The sequence below is a fragment of the Oceanirhabdus seepicola genome, assembly GCF_023684385.1.
In the GTDB taxonomy this organism is placed as follows: Bacteria; Bacillota; Clostridia; order Clostridiales; family Clostridiaceae; genus Oceanirhabdus; species Oceanirhabdus seepicola.
The window spans coordinates 1,158,868-1,178,524 of sequence record NZ_JAGSOJ010000001.1 but is presented as its reverse complement, the minus strand read 5'-3'; the positions used below and the strand labels follow the sequence as shown (position 1 = coordinate 1,178,524).

Sequence of the window (19,657 nt, the reverse complement as noted above, 5' to 3'; positions counted from 1 at the left end):
AAGTAAGAAAATATAAAGTTAAAAGGGGGAGTTTTAATGGAATTCATAGGAATATGTCTTGTTACAAGTAATGTTTGTGCTTTGACAGAATTTTACACAAAAATACTTTGTGTTGAAGCAGAAGGTAATGATGTTCATGCAGAATTGAAAACTGACGGAGGAAATATTGCTATATTTTCAGTAGAAGGGATGGAAAATATGGCCCCTAATTCTATGTGTGGAGCAGGATATGGAGGCTTTACAATAAGCTTTAAAGTAAAGGATGTTGATTTAGAATATGAAAGACTCAAAGCATTAGGTGTAGAATTTGTTATGCTACCCAAAACACATCCATGGGGAGCGAGGTCTTTCTGGTTTAGAGACATTGATGGTAATATTGTTAATTTTGTTAGCATGGTAAAAAAGAATTAGTCCATATCAAATAAATATAATATTGGACTAATTTGGTACAGAATATTATTATTTAATGTATTAAATAAAGAAATTTCTTGGTTCATAATGAAAGAGTATAGTTCATTCTATAATATTTAGTTAATTAACTACATCTTTGTAGTGTGAAGCAAAAAAAATTTAACGGATAATAGGCTGATAGAGAGTATTTAAAGAGGAGGATATGCCTTATATGATTGAATATCGAGTGATAAAAAGTAGGAGAACTTTTTCGGATAATCCAATAACTGTGCGTAAAGATGAGAAAGTTATGTGTGGTGAAGAGTCCAATGAAGATGGAGATTGGGCTGGTTGGATTTTTTGTAATAGCGAGAATAATGAGGGCTGGATTCCAAAGGAAATAATTAATAGAAGTGGTGATATTGGTTTTATATTAGAAGATTACGATGCAAGAGAATTTGATATAGAAGTCGATGAAATCATTATTATGGATAAGACATTAAATGGTTGGATATGGGGAGCTAAAAAAGGTGATCCATTTACAAAAGCATGGACTCCATTGAATCATTTAGAAGAGGTCTAATTTTGGAATTGAAATTAGTTAATGAGACTTAATGTAATAAACTTTAAATGATAAGGAGATAAAAAATGAGCGAGGTATTTATAGTAAGACATGGAGAAACTGATTATAATGTTCAAAAGAGATATTGTGGAAGTAGTGAGGTTGATTTAAATAGTAAGGGGATGGAGCAGGCAAGAGCATTATCTGATAAATTGAGAGAACATAATATAGATATAATAATAACCTCATCCATGAAAAGAGCAATACAAACAGCTAGTATTATTGCTGAAGAGTTGAATAAATCAGTTGTTACAGTTAATGGTATTCATGAGAGGTGTGTAGGAGTATACGAAGGATTAACTAAGGAAGAGGTACAAGAAAAGTATCCTGAATTATGGGCCCAAAAGTGTACAAGGACTTATGATGCAGCACCAGATAATGGGGAGACGATTAAGGAAGTAGAAGAAAGAGTATTTGAAGCGATTAATAAACTAAGAGAAGAGTATTCTGGACAAAAGATTCTAGTAGTAACACATGGTTTTATATCAAGAGTTATAAATAAGTATTTTAATAAGGTTGAGGAAGACGAGTTCTACAATTTTGCAATGGACAATTGTGATATTTGTAAATTTGAGTTCTCAGAGTAAATATAATATTGAATTATTAGCTATAACGCTATTTGAATGTTTAATTACTTAAGTTAATTAGGGGTGAAGTATAGTAACAATTATTTTAGGATTAATTCTATTAATATGCTTTGATAATAAGAAGAAAATAGCTACATTCATTAAAAAGTTTTATTCTTAATTTTGTATGGATAATGGAGGAGATTTTATGATTTTACCTACACATATAGTTGCTGCTGGAGGATTGATCGTTAATAGTAGAAATGAAATATTGCTTGTAAAAAATCCACGTAAAGGTTGGGAATATCCTGGTGGAATTGTTGAGCCTGGTGAAACATTACCACAAGGAGTGATTAGAGAGATAAAAGAAGAAACTGGTGTTAATGTAGATATAGTTAATATTGTGGGAATTTATTCAAATACAAAAAAGAAAAAAGGCTATAATGGGGTTGAAGAAGTACCGACAATTGTTACTATAGATTTTATTTGTAATTATATATCAGGTGATTTAAGAACCAGTGATGAAAGTATTGAAGTAAAATGGTTTTCTAAAGAAGAAGCATTAAAGATAGTAAACCCAAAACAACAGATAAGATTTAGAAATGCATTAGACTATCAATCAGCCTTTTCATGTTTGGGGTATAAAGTAAATTCTTCTAATGAAATTGAGGTACATGAAGAATATTTATTTGATAGATAGAACTATAGCGTTAGTTCAGAATATACTTATTTAATATAGCAAGAAACATTATATTTTATTGGAGGAGGAAATATGTACAATCATGCACCTGAAAACTATATCTGCCCTTTTTGTCTAATCGTAGAAGGGGTTGAAAATGAACATGTACTTACTAAACAAGATGATATTGTCTATAAAGATGAATATATAACTGCTTTTATTGGGGCTGGTTGGTGGAAAAATAATAAAGGACATGTAATTATTATTCCCAATAAGCATTTTGAGAATATCTATGAATTACCTAATGAAATTTCTGCAAAGATTCATGAATTTGAGAAAGAAGTTGCTATCGCTTTTAAAGAAATTTATAAATGTGATGGTGTGTCATCAAGACAACATAATGAACCTTGTGGTAGTCAAGATGTGTGGCATTATCATTTGCATGTATTTCCAAGGTATAAAGATGATAATTTATATAAAACTAGTAGGTACCTTTCAAAACCTGAAGATCGTTTAGAGTATGCAAAAAAGTTGAGAGAGTATTTCAATAAGAAGACAAAGAAGTAAAATAAATAGCAATATGTGAAAAATGAAGGAGTTGGAAAATTTGAACATGAAGATAATAGATGACATAACTAATTTTATTTTTCTGGAAGATGAAATGGAAGAAGCAGATATAATTTTTATTCCAGGGGGATCACATCCTGAGTTAGGTGAGTATGCTGCTGAATTGTGGAAAGAAGGTTTAGCAACTTATATAATGCCATCAGGTGGTGTGAGCATAAAAACAGGAAAATTTAATGGTGTGAAATCTAAAAAAGAACTATACAGTAAAGAATACAAAACAGATTGTGAGTTTTTGGCAGATGTTTTATGTATAAATGGTGTCTCAGAAAACTCAATTCTATGGGAAGATACCTCCTCATTTACAAAAGAAAATGCTATATTTTCACGTAGAGTAGCAGATGAGAATAATATGGATATTAAAAAAGCAATTCTATGCTGTAAATCTTTTCATGCTCGTCGTTCTTTAATGTGTTATCAGTTGGCTTTTCCAGATACAGAGTTCTATATTCAGCCTGTACCTTATTATGAAAAGAATGTTCTAATATCAAAAGACAACTGGTTTAAAACAGAAGCTGGTATAAAGCGTGTATTAGGTGAATTGCAGCGTTGTGGTAATCAATTCAATGAGGAAATCATGCAATTAAGAGAAATTTTATAATTAGATTTATCTTATTAAGGAGGAGATTATTATGGAAAAAACACTGCTACAATCACATTCAGTTTTCCCAACACATGATATTATGAGAACTTCGGAATATTATGAAAAAGTTTTGGTATTAAAGGCTAGAAAATGGGGTTGATATACTATGAAAAATATATTTCAAAAACTATTGGTAAATATGGGGGAAAATAAAAATATAATAAAAATAACTCAACAAAAAGATGAAGAATTAAATAAGGAATATGATGTATATGTAATTGAAACAGATAATAAAAATTATGTAATAAAAAAAAGTAGTTCAAATTATGAGGCAAGGATATATGAGATGCTTTCTGTGAATAAAGAGTTTGGTGTACCTATGTATTTAGGTTATATGCAAGATGATGAAGAAAATATATGGATGCTTATGGAGTATATTAGTGGAAATACAATTAATAATGAAGGACTTAATACCTACTGTAAGTTAGCAAGGGAATTAGGAAAAATACACGGAAAGTTTCTTAAGATAGAACAATCTAATTATGATTATAAATTCTTACGGAATTCAAATAAAAGAATAGAGGACAAGCTTTTAAAAATTAAAGAAATGGATATTCATATTAAATATAAGATAACAGATGATATTTTGAAAAAGATAGACGCCATTATAAGAAGAATGATTAAAAGACCGCAAACTTTGATTCAAAATGATCTACTTCCTATCAATGTCATGAAAGATGGAAATAATATTAAAATAATTGATTGGGAACATGGAACTATAGGCATATATACTAGTGATATTGGTAGATTATTAGGGGATTGCAAAAATGACAATGGAGAACAAAGGGTTAATAAACAATGGGAATCTGATATTTTAAATACTTATTATATGGAAATATCTAAAAGTAATCATTTTACAGTAACATATGAAGAGTTTTTAAATGATTATGAGTATTCAAGATTAATTAACTATGTTGGAATTGTTTTTGCATTTGTCATTAACGGATGGGAAGTAACTGATTGGTATAGATTAAATTTAGAAAAGATGGTTTATCAATTGAAGGGTGTTTAGAAATATTTTTACCTAGAATTCGGGACTGTAGTTAGATTTGGATAGTCGAAAGTTAATAACCAATTTAAATGTACAAGCTAGTCATACTATTATGTTAATTAATAGGAGGATAAAAAAATGAAAGAGGAGATTTATAATTATATAGAGAATTTTGAAGAACAAACAAAGCAAAGATTCAGGATTTTATATGAACTGATTTACGAAATTACTTCTATAAACATTGATGAAAAATTGTGGGCTAAAATACCGTCATTTTATGTAGGTGAGAAATTTATTCGCCTTATTCCATTTAAAAACCATATTAATATTGAGGCAAAAGCGGTTATCTTTCACAAAGACGAATTACCAGAGTATAAGATTACTCCAAAAGGTATGCTACAAATATTTCATAATCAACAGGTTCCCTGTGAATTGTTAAAAATAATATTTAAAGAAACTTTTGAGAAAAGTACAATTTAAATACCAATCTATCTTACCCAATTCCCTATATATAGTGTAAGTAAAAAATGTGCGAGGTGAGGTATTAAATGAATTATTCAGTTGTATTTTATTTTGATGATGAAACAGATAACAAAATAACATCATTGATACACTTGATTGTTGATAATGGGGTTAATGATTATTTAATTTTAAATAAAGTTCCGCCACACATTACAATTGCAGATTTTGATTGTGAAGATATAAGCTCAGTTATTAATTCACTAGAAGTATACAAAGAAAAAATAAGACAAGATTTTGTATATTGGGCATCTATAGGATTATTTAATCCAAGTGTTTTATTTCTTGCACCTATTGTTAATCAATTTCTTTTAAAATCATGTGAAATGGTAAACAATTTAATTAAAGCAGTTCCAAAGGCTGAAAATAATAGTTACTATATACCAAATCAATGGGTACCACATACTACTATAGCAGCCAAGCTATCTTCACAAGAAATTGAAAGAGCGTTTTTAGTTGTAAATGATAATTTCAAAGCATTTGGAGGATATGTTACAAAATTGGCTCTTGTTCAAAACGAACCTAGAACTGATATAAAAGTATGGAACTTACAGGAGTAATATCAGTAAATAAAGTTACAGCATAATCTTCTTATAAAATGCACTAAATAAAGAAATTACTTGATACATATAAAAAAGTATTCTGCTTTAGTGTTATATTGAATAATATATTTGCAGTACGAAATAACAAAAAGAAAAAGAGGTGATAGGAAGAATGGATAATTTACTAAATACAGTTCCTAACTATTTAACTCATTTTTATAGAAAAGGAGAGAAACCGTTTCAAAATATATGCGATTTAGATATACAAGTAGCAGAGAAAATTTTAAAGAATGATATAGAATGGAGAGGGGATGGGACGTACTTATCAGCTAGGAAGCAGCATGAAGAGTTATTACGCTCACTGTTTATTAAAATCGGTGGAAAACCTATAAGAAAAAATCCAATCTATATGATATTAGGGGATTCTCCAACGGGCCCTCATAATCTTAATACTGATTACGAAGTAAAAGTTAAATTACCTTTAGAGATTTTTAAATCTGATATAATAAGTTTTACTTATCCAGATAGTATGTACAAAATTTCTTTAAGCGAACTTGATAAATTATATTTGGAAAGAAATAATAGTCCGAGAATTTATAGACTGGAAGAACTTAAGGATGTTATAAAAAAATTTGAAGTTTATATACATAATAATCATTATATTGAGGCACAAATTTGGGACGACAAACCAATTAAAGAGTTTATTATGGGTAAAAGTTTATAAAACGTAATAATTTTTGAAGGTGCTATGTGCTTAATTATCAAATATAAATAATGATAGCTTGCACAACTCAATATTTAATCTTGAGATGTACAAGCTTTTTAGTTTGCAAAAATACATAGATTAATGAACCGTCCCCAACTTTCGAATTTCTCATTGGACATTTACTTTAAGAATCAGTACAATAGAAATATCACATCACTATTGTTTGAATCATATCAAATTAGAATCCCAAGGTAACAAAATCATACAATTGAAGAAGATATATTAAGGGAGTGATAGTAATTGATGAATGATCTGAACTATCAGGAATTTATAAGTTTAATAGATGAGTTATACGATGAGATTGTTGTTTACGATAATAACTATAAGATTATATATATTAATAAGGCTTGTGAAAGACACTATGGTAAGACTAAACAGGAGATGATGGGAAGCTCTTTCTTTGATTATGCAGAGGAATACTGGAGTACATCTGTACTGCCATATGTTTATAAGACAAAGAAGGCAGTGAAGCAAACTCAGGAGACGAAACTCGGAGCCAAAATTCTTACTATTGCAATACCAATATTTGATGAAGAAAATGAGGTTGAATATGTTGCAATGAGTGTAAGAGATGATATTCCAGATGATGAGAGTCAGGATGTATTTATATTTGATAAGGTGAAAGATACAGCTAATATTAAGTTTGAGAATAAAATAATTACAAGTAGTAGTAAAATGGAGAAGGTATTACATTTGGCAGATCAGATAGTAAATGTAGATGCACCTTGTTTAATTACCGGAGAATCAGGGGTTGGGAAGACTCTTATTGGGAAGTATATTCATGAACATAGCTCAAGGAAAAACAACTCTTTTGTTCATATAAACTGTGCTGCTATCAGTAAAGATATTGTAGAATCGGAGTTGTTTGGATATACAAAAGGAAGTTTTACAGGAGCCAATAGAGCTGGGAAGAAAGGGTTGGCAAGTGAAGCAGATGGTGGAATACTATTCCTTGATGAGATATCAGAGATACCATACAAGCTTCAAGCTAAGTTGCTTCAGTTCATACAGGAGAAGAAGTTCTATCCTGTGGGGAGTACAAAGCCTATAAGTGTGGATGTAAAGATAATAGCTGCCACAAATAAGGATCTTAAAAAGATGGTTGAGATGGGGAGTTTCAGAGAAGATTTGTATTACAGATTGAATGTATTTGAAATCAACATGCCTCCTCTTAGAGAGAGAAAAGAGGATATTCTGCTCTTATGTGATTTTTATTTAAATAAATATAATCAGAAATATAATAAGACACATAGACTTTCAGAAGAGGTTAAATATATACTGAACAATTACTCTTGGAAGGGCAATATTAGAGAACTTGCTAATATAATGGAAAGGCTAACTGTGGTAACGAAGGATATTGAGATAAAGCCATGGCATTTACCAAAACATTTGTATGAGCTTCAAGTTAAAGAAGAATTAAAGTGTACAGAGATTAAGATAGATGATGGAAAAAATCTAACTGAGATGCTTGAAGAGTATGAGAAGAAGATTGTTGAAAGAGCATATGAGGAGTTTAATTCCTCTAGGAAGGTTTCTGAAAAATTAGGGATCAGTCAAACAAAAGCTTCTAGGTTATTTAGGAAGTATTTTAAGTAAAACTAGGTGAGTCAATTATGACTAGGTGAGTTAAAAAAGACTCACGCGTTTCTAGAGAAATGAGTCAAAAGTGACTCGATAAGGAGAAATAATAGTTATTAGAATAAAAAATAAAGTTTGTTTAAGTGGTATTTATTTAAAAGTACGCTTAAACAAACTTTTTTTATTGGAGAAATGCTTGTGTTAAGCCATTTGTGAAGTGGAGATAAAAAGTTGGCATGATAGTTGCTTTATTAAATAGTGTCGACAAAATAAACCTAGGGAGAAATACAGATGAAGATTACTGATGTTGAAGTCATATGTCTTAGGGTACCAGGCTTGAATAAAAAATCTGTGTGGGGAGAGGATGCAGTTCTTGTAAAAGTATATACTGATGAAGGGATTGTGGGAATTGGAGAAACAGATTCATCACCTCTTGTTGTGAAGAGTTTAATTGAAACTCCAAATTCTAATCTAGCTTGTTTTGGATTAAAAGAAATATTAATTGGTGAAAATCCTCTTGAGATAGAGAAGTTATGGGATAAGATGTACACTTATTCAAACTATGTTGGAAGAAGAGGAGCAGGAATACATGCTATCAGTGCCATTGATATAGCTTTATGGGATATTGCAGGTAAATACCATGGAAAGCCGGTGTATGAATTATTAGGTGGAAAGTTCAGGGATAAGATAAGAGCATATGGAACATTTATCCCAGCAGATACTCCAGAAGAAAACAGAAAAATTGTTAGAGAACTTATTAATAAGGGATTCACTAGTCTTAAATTCGGAGGGGGTATCCTTGGAGATGCTCCAGAGAGTGATTATGAAATCATAAAGGCTGTAAGAGAAGAAGCAGGAGAGAATTTTCAGTTGCAGATAGATTTAGCTGCTAAATGGAGAACTCCTGAACATACAATTTTTATGGCTGAAAAGTTAAAAGAGTTTAACCTTAACTGGATTGAGGAGCCAATAGGATCAGATGACCTTGTGGGATATAGAAAACTTGGTGATTCTATAAAACCGATGATTGCAGGAGGCGAAACTTTAACTACAAGATATGAGTTTCAGAATTTCCTTGAAGTAGGAAAGCCAGATCTTGTGCAACCTGATGTTACAAGATGTGGTGGAATAAGTGAATCAATGAAGATATACAAGCTATCCGAGACTTATGGTACAAAGCTAGTGCCTCACGGATTCAGTACTGGAGTACTTATTGCAGCTACTGTTCATTTCTTAGCAGTTTGTGAGAATACGGACTTAATTGAGTATTCCCAGAGTACTAGTCCTCTTTATGAAAAACTTGTTAAGAACAAGATAGAATTTAAAGATGGATATGTGGAAGTACCTAATACACCAGGACTAGGAATTGAACTTGATGAGGATATAATCAAGAAATATAGGGTGTTTAACTAAAACACTTATTTAACAATGTAATGTAAAACCATTTTATAGAAACAATAGAGATAAAGATAATAATTAATATTACAGTGAAGATGACAACTAAAATACAATTATCACTCAATGATTTATTAAATTAGATTCTGAACTGTTATATGTGGATAAGATTAAACAAAGTGTGATGTGATTATACAAAGTGTGATATAGAACAATATTCTAGGAGGCAACCAAATGAGAAAGGTATTGATGAAGGCTGACAACGATAATGTGGCGACAGCTCTTGAAGACATAAAAGTTGGAGATATGGTGAAGGTTCTATCCTATAAGAATGAAGTCATAGATGAATTTAAAGCATATGAGCCTATACCATTTGGAAATAAGATAGCAGTAAGAGATATTTTAGAGAAATCAGAAATTATCAAATGTGGATATAAGATAGGGTTAAGTTTAAAGGTGATTAACAAAGGGCAGTTTGTACATGTTCATAATGTTGAAAGTGAAAAAGTAAACTTTCCTCCATCCATTGTAAAAGAAATATTAAGACAAATGGGTCGAGAGGAGGAGAAATAATGACGTTCAATGGATATGTAAGAAAAGATGGTAGTGTAGGTATAAGAAATAATATTTTAATTATAGCGGTTGATGAATGCATGGATGGTGTTGCAAGGAAGATCTCAGAAGAGGTGGAGAGTTCAATTGTTGTCACTAATCATTATACATGCATGTTAGGTGGAAATGAGGAAACTCTAAGTAATATGATAAATGCTGCACTTAACCCTAATGTTGCAGGTGCTTTGGTACTAGCAATGGGATGTGGAAGCATCGATCCTAAGATAATATCAGACAAGATAAATGAAAGTGGAAAGTTAGCTAGACACTTAACATGTATCAAGAAAAAAGGTACAAAGAGAACAATTGAAGAGGGAAAAATTTTATTAAAAGAGATAGAAGACTTTGCATCAACATTTGAAAGAGAAGCAGTTGATATATCTAAGCTTATTGTTGGAGTTAAATGTGGAGGATCTGATACAAGTTCTGGTCTTGCTTCTAACCCTAGTGTCGGAAAAGCGGCTGATCTTCTTGTAGATAGAGGGGCAACTGTTGTTGCTGGAGAACTTATGGAACTTGTAGGATGTGAAGAGATTCTGTGCAATAGAGCAGTTAACAAAGAAGTTGAAGAGAAGATGCTTAGGATGATCTCAAATGAAGAGAAGAGATGGAGTGTTGGATCTGACACTGAGGTAATGAGTGTTGGTAATAGTGTAGGGGGACTTACAACAATTGAAGAAAAGTCTATAGGTGCACTACACAAGACTGGTACTAGAGAAATACAAGATGTTCTTGAGTTTAATCAACAGGGACATGAAAAACCAGAAAAGCCAGGGATGTATTTATCTGATGTAACTATGCTATGTGGTGGATCTGGAATGCATTTTGCTGCTATTGGCGCACAGCTGATTTTATGGACTAGTGGAGGAGCTGGATTCAATAATAGTATAGTTCCTGTAATAAGAGTTAGTGGAAATGTAGACCTTATAAATGATGACATAGATATAGATGCAACTGGAATAATGAAAGGGACTGTATCAGTAGATGAAATTGGTGAAGAGATACTTGAAAAAATAGTTCAAGTCGCAAATGGAGAAAAGACTAATATTGAAGATTTAGGTTACTCTTACTGCACTTTATATCAAAAAGATATAAGACTTGAGCAGTGTTTGGGATTAAGGTAGATAAAATATATTTTTGATTGTGTTACAAAAGATTTATAGAAGGAGATTAGAAAAATGAAAGATTTTATAAAATATAATGTTCCGATTAAAAACGTTGATAATTTACCGCAGTATCCTATACCTGCATTAAAAGATACATTAGAGAGATTTCTAGAATGGGTTGAAACTTTTGTTTCATCAGAGGAGTTTGAAGAAGCTAAAAATTCTGTGGCTAATTTTTTAAATACAGCACATTCTCAAAAATTAGAAGAAAAGATAAAAGAGCTAGGGAATAGAGAAGATGATAGTTGGATATTTGATTATTGGGTTAAATCGCATCTTTTAGTAAGAGCTCCACTAACACCTCATACTAATGTTCCTATTATATATGAAAACAAGAAACTTTTAAAATACGAAGTACTTGAGAGAATAGCAATTATTATGCATTCTACTGCTTCAGTATATAAAGATTTTAAAGAAAATGGTGCTGGTGAATACTGGATTAAGAATAAAAACTATTCATCAGATGAGTTTCATGGATTGCTAGCATCCATAAATGATATTAAAGTAGGAATGGACGAATACTATATCAATGATGAATGCTCTCAGTTTATTGTATTTTCTTATAAAAATCACCTTTATAATGTTCAAGTAATTAAGAATGAAGAAGTTGTTACAGTTGGTGAAATTTTTAATAATCTTAAAAATATTGTGTCTAGTACAATTGAACCTCTTGTACCAAATGCTAATTATGTAACTATAGGTGTAGATAGAGATGAAGCAGGAAAAGTACTGGAAAAGGTTCTTGAAAAGGACAGCAATCAAAGGGCATATCAACAAATAAAAGATGCTATTATAGTTATGAATTACGATGATATAGAAGTTAATGGTGTATATGAAGAATTGGATAATGCTTCTTGTAATAGAGAGTATGTAAACCGCTGGCATGGGAAAGGAATGCAATTTTCTTGCACAAAGAATGGTATTTTCTCTTTTATTGCAGATCATTCCTTTGTAGATGGTGGAACTGAAGTTTATTTCATTAATAAACTTAAGAAATGTATTGAGGAAACTACATTTTTATTTCAAGAATTAACTGTAAATACTATAGCAGAAGAGATAGTTTTTGATCTTTCAGAGGATACTAAAAAAGCCCTTTTAGATTTAAAGGAAGAGTTTAATCAGTGTATGGATAGTTTTGAAACTAGGTATGTTGATTTTGATGGACTAACTAGGTCGGGTCTAAAAGAAAAAGGAATTCTTTCTGGTGATGGATTCATTCATCTTGCATTTCAAGTAGCACAATATATGACTTATAACTGTATTAATAACACATATATATCAGTAGATGCTAGACGATTTTTTAGAGGAAGAACTGAAAGTAATCGACCTGTTTCAAAACAGAGTGTAAACTTTGCAAAAGAGTTCCTTAAAAAAGAAAAATCAAAAGAAGAGCTTTATGAAATGATGAAAGAAGCATTGAATGAACACCATAGACGTGTTAAGTTATGTCAGTCAGGACAGGGCGTAAATAGATACTTATATGTACTAGAATCTGTATACAAAGACTATGGTAAGGAAATGGGAATACTTGAAAAACCAGAGTTGTTTAATACAAAAGCCTTTAAGGTTATAGCAAGTAATCATTTATCTACAACTTCCTTTGGTCATCCAGATATGAAATATCTTTATTTCCCTCCTGTTCAGGAACATGGATTTGGTATTTATTACTTTGTAGGGCCTAAGTCATTTATGATTATTACAGCCTATAAAGAAGATGTAGAGACAATGGAAAAGTTGATAGAAAATCTACAAGAGTGCATTAAAGGAATGATGGCTTTAAATGAGTAAAATATCTAAATATATAGCAATATTATAATGTACGCAGGAAATAAACTGCTATTAATATAAAAGCTATTATGGATTTTAAAATATGGGAGTTAACACATGAAAACTTATTATGAGGAGGAATATTAATGGAAACGAAGCAAAAGGTTAAAATAGATAAAATTGTCTTTTTCGGTGCTTTAATAGCTTTATTAGCAATTTCATTACCTATAATTATATTTCCAGAAGCAAGTGGAAGTATACTTAATTCAGTTAATAATTTTATCATAACTAAATTAGGTAGTTTCTTTATTTTATTTGGACTGTTCTGTTTAATATTTTGTATATGGATATCTTTTAGTAGATATGGAAAGATACGATTAGGAGATGATGGAGAAAAACCTGAATTTAGTAGTTTCTCTTGGGCTGCAATGCTGTTTTGCGCTGGTGTAGGAGCTGGAGTTGTATATTGGGGTGTTATTGAATGGGTTTATTATTACCAAGCTCCGCCACTAGGAGTTGAAGCAGGTACATGGCAGGCTGCTGAAATGGCGGCGGCATACGGTTTATTCCACTGGGGGCCTATGGCTTGGGCCATTTATTCAGTAACAAGCTGTGCTGTGGGATATATCATTTTCGTAAAAAAGGGTAATGTTTTAAAGTTAAGTGAAGCCTGTCGTGGTTTGATTGGAGATAAGGTTGACGGTATTATAGGAAAAATAATTGATATTTCATTCATTTTTGGTATTGTTGGTGGTGTTGCTACAAGTTTAGGACTAGGCTCACCATTAGTAACAGCAGGCCTTTCAAGAGTATTTGGACTTAAGGAAACACCTGCTCTTCAAATAAGTATATTATTTCTTGTAACACTTATTTTTGGATTTAGTGCCTATTCAGGATTAAAGAAGGGAATAAAAGTCCTTAGTGATTTTAATGTTATAATGGCTATCTGTATTGTTTTATTTGTTTTTCTAGCTGGAAATACTATATTTATAATTGAAATGGGGACAACTGCTATAGGGGTTGTAGCTACAAAATTCTTTAGAATGAGTACATGGCTTGATCCAGCAGGTAAGTCAGGATTCCCACAATCATGGACAGTTTTTTACTGGGCATGGTGGGCTGCATATGCACCTTTCTTAGGTATGTTTATTGCTCGTATTTCAAAAGGAAGAACTATTAAACAAATGGTAATGGGAGCTTTAGTTTATGGATCAGCTGGATGTGTTCTTTTCTTCTCTGTTCTAGGTAACTATGGATTAGATCTTCAACTTTCAGGAAAAATGGATGTTGTAGCTACGCTTACTAAATTAGGTGGGCCACAAACTATTATTTCAATTCTAGAAACTTTACCATTAGGTAAGATAATTATATTTTTAGTAGTAGTTCTTAGTGTTACATTTATGGCAACATCTTATGATTCTGCTTCTTATATTCTTGCAGCAAACTCTCAAACTCATTTAGGAGAAGATGGAGAACCTAAAAGATGGCTTAGATTAGTATGGGCATTTAGTTTAGCACTTATCCCTGTTGGATTCATATTACTTGGAAGCCCATTAAAAACACTACAAACAGCTTCACTTGTTTTTGGTATTCCAGTTTGTATTATAGTTATTATGACTGGATTCTCCTTTGTGAAAATGGTGAAAACAGACATTAAAGATAAAAAATTAAATCAAAGAGTAGTACTTGAGGAATTTAAAGATGTATTGGAAACTATAGAAAGATAAATTTAAAAGTCTGGATTTAATCCAGGCTTTTTTTATTTATCCAAAGATGTGTACTAGCTAACACTAGCAACTTAGTTACGGTAAAATGCAACTTAGGAAGATTCTGTGGAATCTTTTCTTATTTTGCTATATTATGGTTAATAAAGGTGTAGAGGGGAGAGGTAAAAGGAGATGAATGTAATGAAAAAAAGAGGGAATCAAAAGAAGGGTAGAATAATTACAAGAAAAAGAATTAAAATATTCATTATAGTATTTTGTCTGTTGCTAGTAGGTAGTTTTGGAGTTGTAAGTTATGAAATAGGTATAAATGTTGCAGATGGTCTTGTTTACTTTAATAAAGGTAATGATACCAAAGCAAATAGTAGAAAGCAGCTTGCTATGTGGGGTTATGACATTGAAGGTTTTGAAAAGCAGTTTCAAGGGAAAAGGATTGATTTGACAGCAGAAGATGACAATAAAGTGCCAGTGGTATTTTTTAGTGCTGATGATATAAAAGATAATAATACAGTAATCTTAGTCCATGGTCTCGGTGGTGATTATGTCAGTGTATATCCTCAAGCAGAAATGTATTTAGAAAATGGTTGGAATGTGTTAGCTTTGGACCAAAGAGGAAGTGGAGATTCATCCAATGAAAAGATGTCCTTTGGTTATTATGAGAAGTTAGATGTAAAAGCTGTGGTTGATTATGTGAAAGCCAATACCAAAGACAAGAAAATAGTGGTTCATGGTTTCTCTATGGGAGCAGTTACAACAGGTCTTTATGCTGAAACAGAACATGCTGAGAACAATGTAGATGCTATTATTTTAGACTCAGCTTTTGATAGTATGGAAAGTATGTTTTTATCATCATGGGATAACATGAATACTGGTTTACCAGGTGAATATGCAGTTTGGTGTGGTAACTGGGCGCTAAATATGAAGTATGGCTTTGGCTTTGATGATGCCAATATGTTATTGGCTTTAAAAAATTGTGATATTCCAACTTTAGTCATTCAGGGTCAAAGGGATGAGGTTTCTACAATGAAAATGGGTGAAGAGATATTTGAGAGTATTAAAGGGAGCAAAAAAGAATATTGGCTAGTAGATACAAAACATGTTGAAGCATATATGGACTATCCATTACAATATAAGGAAAGAGTGATGAACTTTATAAATTAATATATGTATAGGTGGTGACAAATGAAGTTACGATTATTTCAAGATGATAAACTTAAGGAAGAGCATATAGACGTCCATTATCGAGTCATGACCCCTAAAATAGAGAAAGTCATTGAAGTCTTAGAAGGTGATCAGGTACGCTTACATTTATATGGTAAGACGGAAAAAAATGAACAGATATTAATAAGGATTAGTGATATATATTATTTTGAATATGTTGATAAACGTACTTTTGCTTATCTGAAGGAAGAAGTCTATCAAGTACAGGAAAGTCTGGCAAAACTAGAGGTTGAATTGGCACAAGAGGGTTTTGTTAGAATTAATAAATCCAATTTGGTAAATATCTATCATATTCATTCTATTAAACCAGAGGTCAATATGAGAGTAAAAGCTATAATGGAAAACAAGGAATGCTTGATAATTAACCGAAGTTATAAATCAAGATTTCAACAATATTTAAAAGAAAGGCGTAATGTCCTATGATGAAAAAAATAAATCTAGTCGAAATGCTGGTGGTGATATGTGTAAGTTATACAATTTTATCTCTTGTAAATGCGGGACTAGCACTTGCAATGGGGAAGAATACTATATCTGCAATGAATTCATTCACAATGGTACTATGGACAAGTATTGGTGTAGGCATTCTATATATGCATCAATACTTTGAAAGATGGTCTCCTTTAGTCATGATTATTGCACAATATATTATTGCAATGGGACTTGTCTTTGGAAGTTTGCTTTTGGAGAGTCAATATATTGAACTTCACCCAATGGCTTATAGAGATGCATTTAGAAGTTTTACTATTCCTTATATAATTGGTGCTGCCATCTATTATATTTATATATTTAGAGAAGCTAAAAGGCAGAATGAATTATTACAGGAAATAAAAAATAAAAAGTCATAGGTTATTTTTTGTATATATTATTTAAATAGTTCGAACAAACTTGTGCAGAAAATGTCAAGAAGGATGAATTGGATTTTGGTAAGATAAGTCTTGTAAGGGGGTGAGAATTTGGACTGGATAGGGAGTATTCAAAAAATTATTGACTATATTGAGGATAATATTGATGCAGAACTGGATAGTGATATATTAGCTGCCAAGATATATACATCAACTTTTTATTTCCAACGGATGTTTACAATATTGTGCGATTGCACTGTAGGAGAATATATCAGAAATCGTAGATTGACATTAGCTGGATATGAACTTTTGAGCAGTGATAGCAGCATTCTGGATATTGCTATAAAATATGGTTATAAAACTAATGAAAGCTTTACAAGGGCATTTTCGAGATTTCATGGAGTAACTCCGTCCATAGCAAGAAAGAACAGGATTAGTTTGAACACATTCTCACGTATATCCGTAAAATCTAATTTATCAGGAGGAAAAGAAATTATGAATGATTTTAGTAAAAGAGGCTACGTTGTAAAGGAAACAGGAGCAGTTTATTACACTCAGGATATGGACAAAACATTAAAATGGTTTAAAGAAGTACTTGGGTGGTATGGACAAATTGAAGCAAGAGATGAAAATAACGTAGGTATATACGGTTGTGTAAACAATATCCCTATTGAGATAGAAGCGTTACATATTGCACCCTTTACAGGAATTCATATGTTTAAGGGAGATTCACTTCAGATGATGGTTGGATTCATGCTCGTGCAAGGTGTTGAACAATTATATGCATTTGTGAAGAAGAGTGGATGGAATCTAATAACAGAGGTTATTACTGAACCATGGGGAGGAAAAACCTGTGAGGTTACTACCATTGATGGAAGTGTGCTAAAGTTCTTTGAGGTATAAGAAATATCTAATAGTTATAAAAAACTCACCTTTCACAAAACTTTGTGAAAAGTGAGTTTTATTTGATTGCCAAGTCATTTGCAGTTATTTGTTTATGTGATTGTTCCTAGTTGGATATCTTAGAAATGCTGAAGCTGGGTTCAATCAGGATATATAGGTAAATAAAGGGGTAAAGTTTTTAATACATATTGTCGATATTTATATAAAGGCTTTACTTGAAAAATAAGTTGCATAATATAGATGGATTGACCAAGATTATGTTATACTTAACAAAAAACAATTAGTAGTTATAAATATCTCATTTATTAGAATATTAAATATATTAGATAATATGCAAAATTATGTAGTGGAACTGAGGTGATTAAATGAGAAAGTTAGGATTTTCAAAACAGATAATGTTATTGCTTATGTCACTGGTAATTATATGTACTGTGCTAACAGAGGTTATTAGCTATAGCATGACATCAAAGCTAAATAATAATTTGGTCATGAATAATCTTCAAACATTGACAGAATCAACATATAATCTAATTGATTCGTCAGTCAATGCATCTATTAAAAATCACCTTAGAGCGATTGCTGAAAAAAATAAAAATATCGTTGAACTTTATTATGAGAAGTTCATGACGGGAGAATTATCGGAATTAGAAGCGAAACAAGCTGTTGAAAGCATTCTTAAAAGCCAAAGTATTGGTGAAACAGGATATATTTATATTGTAGATTCTACTGGTGTATTAATAGAGCATCCTGTGTTAAAGGGAGTAAATATTTCGAGTTATGATTTTATACAAAGACAAATTGATAAAAAAGATGGTTATATGGAATATTTATGGAAGAATCCTGAAGATGAAATAGCTCGAGATAAAGTACTGTATATGACGTATTTTGAACCTTGGGACTATATTATTTCAATTTCATCCTATAAGTCAGAGTTCATAAACCTTGTTAATACTAATGACTTTAAAGATAATATTCTCTCTGTGACAATTGGCAAAACAGGATATATGCACGTCATGAATTCATCAGGTAATTTAATTATACATCCTAAACAAGAAGGAGTAAGTATTTATAATTATACTGATACAGAAGGAAATTACTTTATACAGGAGATTATACAGAAGAAAAATGGTAGCATCACTTATCCATGGAAAAATCCGGGTGAAGAAGGATATAAAGATAAAATAGTAATTTATAAATATTATGAACCTATGGACTGGTACCTTTGCAGCGGGGTTTATATTGATGAAATTATTGAACCCATTGAACAAATGAAAAAACGGTTATTTACAGTTTTTTGTTTCATATTTTCACTATCGGCTCTAATTGCGCTTATTTATAGCAGAATCATTCTTTACCCCATTAAGCAGCTTATAAAAGCTACAGAAAAAGTAATTGGCGGTGAGTTTGATGTTAGGATAAAAAGCAATAGAAATGATGAAATTGGTGAACTCACAAAGATATTTAATGATATGATTTATAGAATCAAAAATTACATGGAAGAATTAAAAATATCTAATTCTCAATTAGAAGAAATAAATACAACCTTAGAAAAGAAAGTTAAAGATAGAACTCGCCAATTAGAATTATTATCTAATCAAGATGGTCTTACGGGTTTATTCAATAGAAGAAAATTGGACGAATATTTAGAACAAGCATGGATTAAATCATTAGAATATAAAGAGCCATTAGCAATTGTAATGATAGATATTGATCATTTTAAAGGCTACAATGATACCTATGGGCATCCTGCCGGTGATGATTGCTTAAAAATGGTTGCTAGGACTATAAAAGAAATGCTAAGAAAAGAAATTGATTTTGTTGCACGCTATGGTGGAGAAGAATTTCTTGCGGTATTGAAGAATACTGATCAAGATACGGCTTTATCTCTAGCAGAACAAGTTAGAAAAGGCATTGAGGATTTAAAAATCCCTCACAGCGCTTCAAAGATATCTAATTATGTTACAATTAGTATTGGTGTTTGTACATTAAATAGATTTGCTAATAATGATTTGAAGACATTTATTGAACTGACAGATGAGGCACTATATAAGGCTAAGACAGAAGGTAGAAATCAAGTAAAGGTACATAATTATTAACTATATATACA

The 19,657-nt window shown here is 31.3% G+C and carries 21 protein-coding genes; all 21 read left to right on the top strand.

The window, feature by feature from the left end:
- The first annotated feature begins 36 nt into the window (after positions 1-36).
- The 21 genes from KDK92_RS05130 (at position 37) to KDK92_RS05030 (ending at position 19,646) form a co-directional block, all read left to right on the top strand.
- Complete coding sequence (locus tag KDK92_RS05130) at positions 37-411, top strand: VOC family protein (protein ID WP_250858005.1); 375 nt, start codon at positions 37-39, stop codon at positions 409-411.
- A gap of 211 nt (positions 412-622) precedes the next feature.
- A complete protein-coding gene (locus tag KDK92_RS05125; RefSeq protein ID WP_250858004.1) occupies positions 623-973 on the top strand; it encodes an SH3 domain-containing protein in 351 nt (116 codons plus the stop codon).
- Positions 974-1,038: 65 nt separating this feature from the next.
- Positions 1,039-1,599, top strand: a complete 561-nt coding sequence (locus tag KDK92_RS05120; protein WP_250858002.1) for a histidine phosphatase family protein — start codon at positions 1,039-1,041, stop codon at positions 1,597-1,599.
- 187 nt (positions 1,600-1,786) lie between these two features.
- Positions 1,787-2,278 (top strand): NUDIX hydrolase, encoded by a 492-nt coding sequence (locus KDK92_RS05115; RefSeq protein WP_250858000.1) that lies wholly within the window; start codon positions 1,787-1,789, stop codon positions 2,276-2,278.
- A 72-nt stretch (positions 2,279-2,350) separates the two neighbouring features.
- A complete protein-coding gene (locus KDK92_RS05110; protein WP_250857999.1) occupies positions 2,351-2,824 on the top strand; it encodes an HIT family protein in 474 nt (157 codons plus the stop codon).
- A gap of 46 nt (positions 2,825-2,870) precedes the next feature.
- Entirely contained in the window at positions 2,871-3,482 is a 612-nt protein-coding gene (locus tag KDK92_RS05105; RefSeq protein WP_250858622.1) for a YdcF family protein, read from the top strand.
- Between the two features lie 148 nt (positions 3,483-3,630).
- A complete protein-coding gene (locus KDK92_RS05100; RefSeq protein ID WP_250857997.1) occupies positions 3,631-4,536 on the top strand; it encodes a phosphotransferase in 906 nt (301 codons plus the stop codon).
- 117 nt (positions 4,537-4,653) lie between these two features.
- A complete protein-coding gene (locus tag KDK92_RS05095; protein ID WP_250857995.1) occupies positions 4,654-4,995 on the top strand; it encodes a DUF1801 domain-containing protein in 342 nt (113 codons plus the stop codon).
- 68 nt (positions 4,996-5,063) lie between these two features.
- Positions 5,064-5,594, top strand: coding sequence for a 2'-5' RNA ligase family protein (locus tag KDK92_RS05090; RefSeq protein WP_250857994.1), 531 nt, complete (start codon positions 5,064-5,066; stop codon positions 5,592-5,594).
- 154 nt (positions 5,595-5,748) lie between these two features.
- Entirely contained in the window at positions 5,749-6,300 is a 552-nt protein-coding gene (locus KDK92_RS05085; RefSeq protein WP_250857993.1) for a hypothetical protein, read from the top strand.
- Positions 6,301-6,585: 285 nt separating this feature from the next.
- Complete coding sequence (locus KDK92_RS05080) at positions 6,586-7,938, top strand: sigma-54 interaction domain-containing protein (protein WP_250858621.1); 1,353 nt, start codon at positions 6,586-6,588, stop codon at positions 7,936-7,938.
- 273 nt (positions 7,939-8,211) lie between these two features.
- Positions 8,212-9,333: a mandelate racemase/muconate lactonizing enzyme family protein gene (locus tag KDK92_RS05075; RefSeq protein WP_250857992.1), complete on the top strand. Its 1,122-nt coding sequence runs from the start codon at positions 8,212-8,214 to the stop codon at positions 9,331-9,333.
- A 216-nt stretch (positions 9,334-9,549) separates the two neighbouring features.
- On the top strand, positions 9,550-9,888 hold the full coding sequence (locus KDK92_RS05070; RefSeq protein WP_250857991.1) for a UxaA family hydrolase: 339 nt from the start codon (positions 9,550-9,552) through the stop codon (positions 9,886-9,888).
- Entirely contained in the window at positions 9,888-11,051 is a 1,164-nt protein-coding gene (locus KDK92_RS05065) for a UxaA family hydrolase (protein WP_250857990.1), read from the top strand. The genes KDK92_RS05070 and KDK92_RS05065 overlap by 1 nt, the downstream gene beginning before the upstream one ends.
- Before the next feature lie 54 nt (positions 11,052-11,105).
- Positions 11,106-12,881, top strand: coding sequence for a choline/carnitine O-acyltransferase (locus tag KDK92_RS05060; RefSeq protein ID WP_250857989.1), 1,776 nt, complete (start codon positions 11,106-11,108; stop codon positions 12,879-12,881).
- Between the two features lie 125 nt (positions 12,882-13,006).
- Positions 13,007-14,587, top strand: coding sequence for a BCCT family transporter (locus tag KDK92_RS05055; RefSeq protein WP_250857987.1), 1,581 nt, complete (start codon positions 13,007-13,009; stop codon positions 14,585-14,587).
- A 180-nt stretch (positions 14,588-14,767) separates the two neighbouring features.
- Complete coding sequence (locus tag KDK92_RS05050) at positions 14,768-15,745, top strand: alpha/beta hydrolase (RefSeq protein ID WP_250857986.1); 978 nt, start codon at positions 14,768-14,770, stop codon at positions 15,743-15,745.
- A 21-nt stretch (positions 15,746-15,766) separates the two neighbouring features.
- Positions 15,767-16,228 carry a LytTR family DNA-binding domain-containing protein gene (locus KDK92_RS05045; RefSeq protein WP_250857984.1) on the top strand — a complete coding sequence of 154 codons (462 nt, stop codon included), beginning with the start codon at positions 15,767-15,769 and terminating at the stop codon, positions 16,226-16,228.
- Positions 16,225-16,650: a DUF6608 family protein gene (locus KDK92_RS05040; RefSeq protein ID WP_250857982.1), complete on the top strand. Its 426-nt coding sequence runs from the start codon at positions 16,225-16,227 to the stop codon at positions 16,648-16,650. The genes KDK92_RS05045 and KDK92_RS05040 overlap by 4 nt, the downstream gene beginning before the upstream one ends.
- Before the next feature lie 108 nt (positions 16,651-16,758).
- Positions 16,759-17,550 (top strand): helix-turn-helix domain-containing protein, encoded by a 792-nt coding sequence (locus KDK92_RS05035; RefSeq protein WP_250857980.1) that lies wholly within the window; start codon positions 16,759-16,761, stop codon positions 17,548-17,550.
- A gap of 365 nt (positions 17,551-17,915) precedes the next feature.
- The gene (locus KDK92_RS05030; protein ID WP_250857978.1) at positions 17,916-19,646 is read left to right on the top strand and encodes a diguanylate cyclase; all 1,731 of its coding nucleotides are present in this window, start codon (positions 17,916-17,918) and stop codon (positions 19,644-19,646) included.
- The last annotated feature ends 11 nt before the right edge of the window (positions 19,647-19,657 follow it).